At 60.6% G+C, this 6,657-nt stretch carries 11 protein-coding genes and 1 pseudogene; 7 read left to right on the top strand and 5 right to left on the bottom strand.

Translation table 11 applies throughout. The features are described 5' to 3' along the window. The 3 genes from Q0239_RS02385 to Q0239_RS02375 form a co-directional block, all read right to left on the bottom strand. Nucleotides 1-256 (bottom strand): hypothetical protein (locus Q0239_RS02385; protein WP_298597815.1); only part of this gene is annotated, 256 nt, incomplete at its 3' end. Between the two features lie 16 nt (nucleotides 257-272). Next, nucleotides 273-788, bottom strand: a complete 516-nt coding sequence (locus Q0239_RS02380) for a hypothetical protein (RefSeq protein ID WP_298597811.1) — start codon at nucleotides 786-788, stop codon at nucleotides 273-275. Nucleotides 789-858: 70 nt separating this feature from the next. Further along, nucleotides 859-1,305: an Rrf2 family transcriptional regulator gene (locus Q0239_RS02375; RefSeq protein ID WP_298597822.1), complete on the bottom strand. Its 447-nt coding sequence runs from the start codon at nucleotides 1,303-1,305 to the stop codon at nucleotides 859-861. Between the two features lie 80 nt (nucleotides 1,306-1,385). Between Q0239_RS02375 and Q0239_RS02370 the strand changes: the two genes are divergently transcribed. The 7 genes from Q0239_RS02370 to Q0239_RS02340 all read left to right on the top strand — a co-directional run bounded on the left by Q0239_RS02370 (nucleotide 1,386) and on the right by Q0239_RS02340 (nucleotide 5,001). Beyond that, complete coding sequence (locus Q0239_RS02370) at nucleotides 1,386-1,865, top strand: group III truncated hemoglobin (RefSeq protein ID WP_367276064.1); 480 nt, start codon at nucleotides 1,386-1,388, stop codon at nucleotides 1,863-1,865. Continuing rightward, the gene (locus tag Q0239_RS02365; RefSeq protein WP_298597807.1) at nucleotides 1,837-2,220 is read left to right on the top strand and encodes a hypothetical protein; all 384 of its coding nucleotides are present in this window, start codon (nucleotides 1,837-1,839) and stop codon (nucleotides 2,218-2,220) included. Before Q0239_RS02370 ends, Q0239_RS02365 begins: the two co-directional genes overlap by 29 nt. Further along, nucleotides 2,217-2,525 carry a DUF1971 domain-containing protein gene (locus tag Q0239_RS02360; RefSeq protein WP_298597805.1) on the top strand — a complete coding sequence of 103 codons (309 nt, stop codon included), beginning with the start codon at nucleotides 2,217-2,219 and terminating at the stop codon, nucleotides 2,523-2,525. Before Q0239_RS02365 ends, Q0239_RS02360 begins: the two co-directional genes overlap by 4 nt. Before the next feature lie 49 nt (nucleotides 2,526-2,574). After that, nucleotides 2,575-3,198: a MarR family transcriptional regulator gene (locus Q0239_RS02355; protein WP_298597803.1), complete on the top strand. Its 624-nt coding sequence runs from the start codon at nucleotides 2,575-2,577 to the stop codon at nucleotides 3,196-3,198. A gap of 101 nt (nucleotides 3,199-3,299) precedes the next feature. Beyond that, nucleotides 3,300-3,545 carry a thioredoxin family protein gene (locus Q0239_RS02350; RefSeq protein ID WP_120218727.1) on the top strand — a complete coding sequence of 82 codons (246 nt, stop codon included), beginning with the start codon at nucleotides 3,300-3,302 and terminating at the stop codon, nucleotides 3,543-3,545. Beyond that, nucleotides 3,542-4,336: a hypothetical protein gene (locus Q0239_RS02345; RefSeq protein WP_298597795.1), complete on the top strand. Its 795-nt coding sequence runs from the start codon at nucleotides 3,542-3,544 to the stop codon at nucleotides 4,334-4,336. Before Q0239_RS02350 ends, Q0239_RS02345 begins: the two co-directional genes overlap by 4 nt. A gap of 116 nt (nucleotides 4,337-4,452) precedes the next feature. Continuing rightward, on the top strand, nucleotides 4,453-5,001 hold the full coding sequence (locus tag Q0239_RS02340; RefSeq protein WP_298597792.1) for a peroxiredoxin: 549 nt from the start codon (nucleotides 4,453-4,455) through the stop codon (nucleotides 4,999-5,001). A gap of 224 nt (nucleotides 5,002-5,225) precedes the next feature. On the opposite strand, the gene Q0239_RS02335 is transcribed toward Q0239_RS02340, so the two are convergent. Further along, nucleotides 5,226-5,705: a tyrosine-type recombinase/integrase gene (locus Q0239_RS02335; protein WP_298597789.1), complete on the bottom strand. Its 480-nt coding sequence runs from the start codon at nucleotides 5,703-5,705 to the stop codon at nucleotides 5,226-5,228. A 49-nt stretch (nucleotides 5,706-5,754) separates the two neighbouring features. Beyond that, nucleotides 5,755-6,657 (bottom strand): annotated as a pseudogene (locus tag Q0239_RS02330) (Tn3 family transposase); the annotation flags it as partial.

Here is a 6,657-nt window from a genome sequence, read left to right as displayed (position 1 = left end):
GATGCACGTGCCGCCCGACAAAATACCACATGATCGCCGCGCCGGTCAGCCCGGCGGTGCCCACCATGCCGGCACCATGGGCGGTCAGGAACTGGTAGAACAGCGCAGGGTCGAGCGCGATCATGTTGGCTTGCGCTGCGCGCATGACGAGGCCCACTACCATCATCAGCAACAGGACAAGGCCCGCCAGCAGCATGGTGAATTTGACTGCGCCCGCTTGAGGCGTGGGTTGAGGCATATGTGTTGCTTTGGTCATGATACTTCCCTCCCCGTCAATTCGCTGCCGCTACGGTGAATTCGCTCAGCATCGCGTGATGAGCTACTCCGCAGAGTTCGAGGCAGATGACCCGATGGACGCCGGGTTTGCGGAAGACATGCTGCACCTGATTGACGTACCCGGGCATGACCTGAACCTGGAACAAGAGCCGGTCTTCCGGGTCCACTACGCCGAAACCGTGGGTCACGTCGGTTGTGCTGGCGTTGAAAACCACCGGCACACCCAGCGGCACGCGATGCTGATCAATTTCCCAGTACCACATCGCGCCGGTCACATTCACCGTCGCACCGGGCTGGAGGTCGCCGGACACGACGTGCGGCCAGCGGGCCAGCGATCCGGCCGAAATGACAATACCGGCAATCGCCAGCATCCAGATCAGGCGCGTCCTGGCCGATTCGCTTGGTGGAGACGCACCAGCTGTCCCGGCGGCGCGCGCGGCGCGAATGAAAATCAACGCTATGGCCGCCATCAGCACAAGACTGACCAGCAGCACCATTCCCTGAATTGCCATTGCCCCCTCCTATTCTTGCATATCAAATGCGTGAATAAGCGGGTGATACGAACAATGTCAATGCCGGACGTCAGCCCTCCGAGGTGCCGGATTCGGCCAGCAGGTTCGCAAATCGCTGCCGGTTTGGTGTCAGGTCGGCCAGTTGATACTGATCGAGGCGCCGCAAGAAATCTTGCAATGCGCGGGTTAAAGCGCCCTGCAAACCGCATGCCCCCGCGACCGGGCAGCCGTTCGAACTCGCCTGCATGCATTCGACAAAATTGCCAAGGTTTTCCATGGCGCGGACAACTTCGCCCACGTTGATATCTTCAGGCGGCCTCGCAAGCGACAGGCCACCGCCGCGGCCGCGCGTCGCCTTGACCAGCCCAAGGGTTTGCAAACGATGTGCCACCTTCGCGAGATGGTTGCGCGAAACATTGTAGCGCCGGGAGATTTCCTCGACCGACATTTGCTGTCCCGAGGTTCCCAGGGCCATGAGGATACGCAAGGCAAAATCGGTTTGAAGGCTCAGGTGCATCAAATCGGCATATGAAATATTGCATTGTCCCGCAACGTTGGTTAAACACGCATATCATATGCGTATTTAAGGAGTCCGCGATGATGCCGCCGAACGCCCATGACAACGCACCGGAAAGCCATGCCCGTTATGCCCGCGAAGCCAAGCGGGCCGAGGCCATGTCGATCGGTATCGACGACGGCTACATCGCCTTGTTTGTCGAGCGCTTCTACGCGACAATCCGGGGTGACGACATTCTGGGGCCGATCTTTGCCGAACGAATTGCGGACTGGCCCGCCCACCTCGACAGGATGAACCGGTTCTGGCGGTCAGTGCTGCACAACAGCGGCGAGTTTTCCGGGAACCCCATGCTCAAGCACATCGCGATACCAGGGCTTGCAGCAGAGCATTTCGATCGCTGGCTGGCGCTGTTCTATGCGACTCTGGCCGAGATCGAGATTTTCCCGCAGGCCACATTGCTGGTTGCCGACAAGGCCAGAACGATTGCCGACAGCTTGCTGACCGGCATCGAAGTCCAGCGCAGCGGCCTTCGTGGCGCTCGGCGCGCTGTTGGGGGATAGCCGCGTCGGCGGTTTTCAGCGCGGCTTCCAGCTACCCGGATGGATCTGGGCGGCGATGGTTGGCTGCTATGCAATTTTCTTCGCATTCATATTGCTCGCCACCGGGGGGGATGGGCGCGCACTGTTTGCGATCGGCGTTTCCGTCCTGTTCGCGGTGATGTTCTTCGCGACTGCCGCAGTGCTTGCATCGATCAAAGGCAGGGAGTTGCCGTCGCCTTTGTCGCGCGGGCAGGATCTGCAAACCCTTACAGGTCCAATGGGCCTGCCCGCTGTAGTCGGTCAGGTGCTCGCCATTCCGGTTGCACTCGTCATCTTTTCCATTGCCATCGCGCTGATTACATGGGGCGTGCGATGAGCGTGCCCTTGCGCGTTGCGCCGCGCGGCCCTCTGCCCGACGATGCGCAGGTTTACCGCAGCATCGGTCCGTTTGACGCACAATCGGTTCCCCGGGGATTGCTGGGCAAGCACGATCTCAAACCGGGGGCGTGGGCGCGCCTTTGCGTCACGGCAGGATCGGTCAAGTTTGTCTGGGACGATTCGGCAGGTGGCAGCGAGCTTCTGACCGCAGGCGTGGAAATGATCGTGCCGCCATGCGTTCCGCACCATCTTGAACTATGCGGCCCTCTTGAGTTCACGATACATTTCTGCGCCGAAACCTGAACCGGACAAACAGGTTGACATTATCAGAAGTGTTTTGCATAGGATGCCTATGCTTATTGATGATGAAGCACTTGTCCTCCAGATTGCCTTCGGGCTTGAACGGCTTGGTGCGGTCGCGCGTCAGAAGCAGTGGGAGCAGGCCGAAAGTTCGGGGCTGACACCAACGCAGATTGCAATTCTCGAACTGGCGGCCAGCCGGTCTGACGGTGTTCGCATTACCGATGCCGCGGCCCAGATCGGTGTTACCCAACCGACAGCGAGCGACGCGGCTCGATCACTGGTAGACAAGGGCCTGCTGGAACGGAGAGCCGACCCCGACGACGGACGGGCTACAAGGCTGCATCCCACCAGCGAGGGAGGCCAGCTTCTTGATCGGCTCGGCAGCGGCCATGAAGCCGTCGCCAGGGCAGTTTCCCCACGTGATCGACCGGCCTTCTTTGCCGCGCTGGTGCGAGCTGTAGCCACCCTACAGCGCGGCGGGGACATTCCCCTCCAGCGGATGTGCCTTTCCTGCAAATCCTTCGAACCGGACCGGCACGATACCCCGGACAAGCCGCATCACTGCCGTTTCCTGAATGCAGCAATCGGCCCGGCAGGGCTGATGCTTGATTGCCCGGATCACCAGTTCACCGAATATCGTGCCGACAGGGCCGCATATATGCCGACAGCCTGACCTTCCCGGAGTCACGCTTACCGGGTGGCTCCGGCAATGCCCCGCAGGCGGGCCGCCTGCAAACCGGCTCGATCATGAGTCAAATCCATAGGAGTCCTATTATGAAATCCAAGGCCATTTTCTATCACGCCGGTTGCGGCGTCTGCGTTGCCGCCGAACAAGCATTGGGGCAGGCGCTCGATCCGGCGCGGTACGATGTCGAGATCGTCGACTTCAATTCCGCACCGGACCGGGTCGGGGAAGCGGAAGCTGCCGGTGTGCAGTCGGTTCCAGCCTATGTCATCGACGGCCAAGCGTTCCACATCAACTTTGGCGCCTCGATGGCGGCGGTCAAGGGAGAGGAATGATGCGTTCCTCTGCCATTGTTGCCGTCGCCCTGGCTCTGGCTGGCTCACCGGCGCAAGCTCACGATGGCCCAGCCCGGCCCGCAAACCCGGCCAACGAGAGAGTTCCGGCCTCGCACGAACATACCGGCGGGATCCGCCCCGCTGCAGATTCGGCTGTACAGGCGCCGTTCGATATCGTTCACGCGAAGATCAGGACCGAGGGCAATGTGGCCATTTTTCACATGGCCGTCTCCGGACGAGCGGGCGTTACGCGCCCGAAGGCGACCGGGCGGTTCGAAGGATCGAGCGTATTCTCCTACGTCTGGCCAACGACAATCGACCCCTATGAGGTTGGCTTTGAGCGGGGCGCTGGCATTCTCGCGCTGGCGGTCACCGCCCATCCCGATTTCGACGATACCCCGCTGTTCGACGAGACCAGGGATGGCAACCTCGCCAATGATGGCGGCGAATGGCACATGCACTGGGTGGTTCTTGGGCCGGACAAAGCATGCGGTGCGAATGGTCTCAAAGTTCAGGATATTCCCGCAGGTACAAGCCCGCGGCTACCAATGACCTGGCCTGGCGCGCCGATCCTGCTCGACAGCCCCGGTTGGCAACCCAGTCTGACCCAGGAGACGGTCGAAGTCAGAGTGCCGTTCGGTAACATCTCCATCGTCCAGACAGCTGGTTTTGACGGTGTGACAGCCGGACTGCGGGTCAACGAAAGCGCGCACTCACCGCTGCTGTGTGTTGCCAATGTGTTCAAGGTGGCATCGGGCGATCTGAGCCTGCCCGGCAGGGTCAATCGTTAGAACGCAGAGCCAAGCAGGCTCTACTTGACGGGTCCGGTTGTGACCGGACCCGTCGCCCATCAAGAAGGTGCAACTATGCAAATGTCGACCAATGACCATTGGAAAGGGTGCAAACCATGAATGCCGAGCAAGCCCTGCCGTGGGCAACTACACGCTGGTTCAACAGTGAGCCGCTGACCCTGGACGATTTGCGCGGGCGCGTGATTGTCCTCGGCACATTCCAGATGCTTTGCCCGGGTTGCGTTGCCAATGGGCTCCCGCAGCTCCAGCGTGTCGAACAGACGTTCAACCGTCGCGATATCGCGGTCATCGGCCTTCATACCGTGTTCGAGCATCATGCGGCCATGACACCAACATTGCTCGAAGCCTTTTTGCACGAATACAGGATCGGCTTTCCGGTCGGGGTCGATGCGCATGAAGAAGCGGAAGGCGCACCGATCACTATGACCCGCTACGGCTTGCGTGGGACACCATCGCTGGTGCTGATTGATCGCGCTGGCTTGATCCAATTTCGAGGGTTTGGCCACGAGCCCGATCTGGCCTTGGGCGCCCGCATCGCGCAGTTGATTGCGCAGCAGCATATCGGCGTTACGACTGCTGGAGGATCCAGCGCTACAGTCTGCGTGCCCGGTAGAGCATCACCAGATAGCCATGGTAACCCATAGGGTCGCTGCCTTCGCGCCCCCTGCACCCGCTAGGGCAATAACAAGGACAATCGCCGCCGATCGTTCTCTCGCCGTGAGTCCCGATACCACACATCACCTCCGCTATCTCCCCACGCCAAGCTGCATATGCACCGTGCATACGACGACTGGGCCAGCTTGCGGCAAAAGTGGAGCGCGACGCGCCCGACCGCTCCGCCGACGCTGCATTGGCCTAGCGCAGTATCTTACAAGAACCCTTCGCCGGCATGATCGTCAAACAACTCTGCCGACCGAACGTACCCCAGCAGCACCTCGACCTTTTTGTGCCGCGACACTTCCTGCATCTTGGCGATGGTCGCGCCCGCACGAGAGGCCTCGGTGAGGAACCCCGCGCGCAGGGAATGGCCACCCACAGTCTCCGGATCGAGACCCACTAGCTTTGCGTATTTCTGGATCAGCCGCGCGATCGAACGGTCCGACATGGACTTGTCGGTCAGCCGCCCCTGCGCGTCGATCTGATAAAACAGCGGACCCACACCGCCTCCCCGCACAGCCAGCCATGCCTTGAGCCGCTCGACAGGCCTCAGCACCTTGCCGGAGGGCACCGCGATCACTTGCCCCTCCCCTTCCTGGTCAGTCTTCGAATGGCGCAGCGTTAGCTGGGGTTCTCGTAACCGTGATGCAAAAAGTGCCGCTAAGCAACTAATTGGAATCACGTGGATCATCGCTTCAGGATTCGTGTAAATTATTGAATTACAACATAGCGAAGATTCTTTACTCGGCCTTCCGTATTTCGGTCGCCTGCGGCCCACCGCAGAGGAGCCTGCCCCGGTGTGGCGACACATTGATCGTGATGACGCCCTTCGTGTTGATATGCTCGTGCGCATTGGGGGCGATGTGTCGGAGGTGGTGATCCGGAAAGATTTCCGGCGTTTGCGCCCGAACCTCGCTAATCCGGGTTGCGTTCCAAGTCATGACGACGTTGGTCAGCAATGTCAGGCTTGAAGAAATCGCAGCCATCTGTTCGGGCGTCCGGCCATGCCTCGCGCCGATTGGGCCGGAATAGATCGCACGTTGGAGGGTGTGAACGGACTCCCCCTGACTGAGCAAGGCGTCATTGATTCTGCGGAATGCCGGATTCCCCAGATAGGCGCCCAGGAAGCGGGTAAGGAGCAGCCGCCCAAACGCGTCCCCCGCCTGAAACGCTTCGTCGCCGCGCGCAGCACTACCAAAACGATCCAGAACAAAAGTGGCCGAGCACCATCCGGACTTGGTCGATGCCGCAATGCGAAGAAGGGAGACCCAACCCCGGGAGATCGCGCGGGTGGAGACAGTCTCGCTGACGATAGGCTTCAGGCTCGCGGGCACATCGAGCCCACGCGGAAGGTAGAGTTTGCGCTTGCTCATTCCTGCCAGCCTTCAGATCGAACCCAACCAGATTGGCCAGCGCCATTCCGAAATGGGTATGGCCGTGCGTATCCACTGCGACACGGTGAAGATCGACGGCTTCATGGCGTAGGGCTCCTTCGATGGCGGCCCCGGCTTGGCGACGGTTTAAAACGACCGCCTGGTTGTGAAGGATCGCCCATTGGTCGAGCACATGAGTGTAGGTCCCAACCGCCGGCGTACGACGACGCGGATCATGCCGGGCTGACCAAAGTCGGCGAGTCGCGTCCA

Source organism: uncultured Sphingorhabdus sp. (assembly GCF_937872355.1).
In the GTDB taxonomy this organism is placed as follows: domain Bacteria; phylum Pseudomonadota; class Alphaproteobacteria; order Sphingomonadales; family Sphingomonadaceae; genus Sphingorhabdus_B.
Note: the sequence above shows the minus strand (reverse complement) of the source record. Positions and strands in the feature narration are given on the sequence as shown.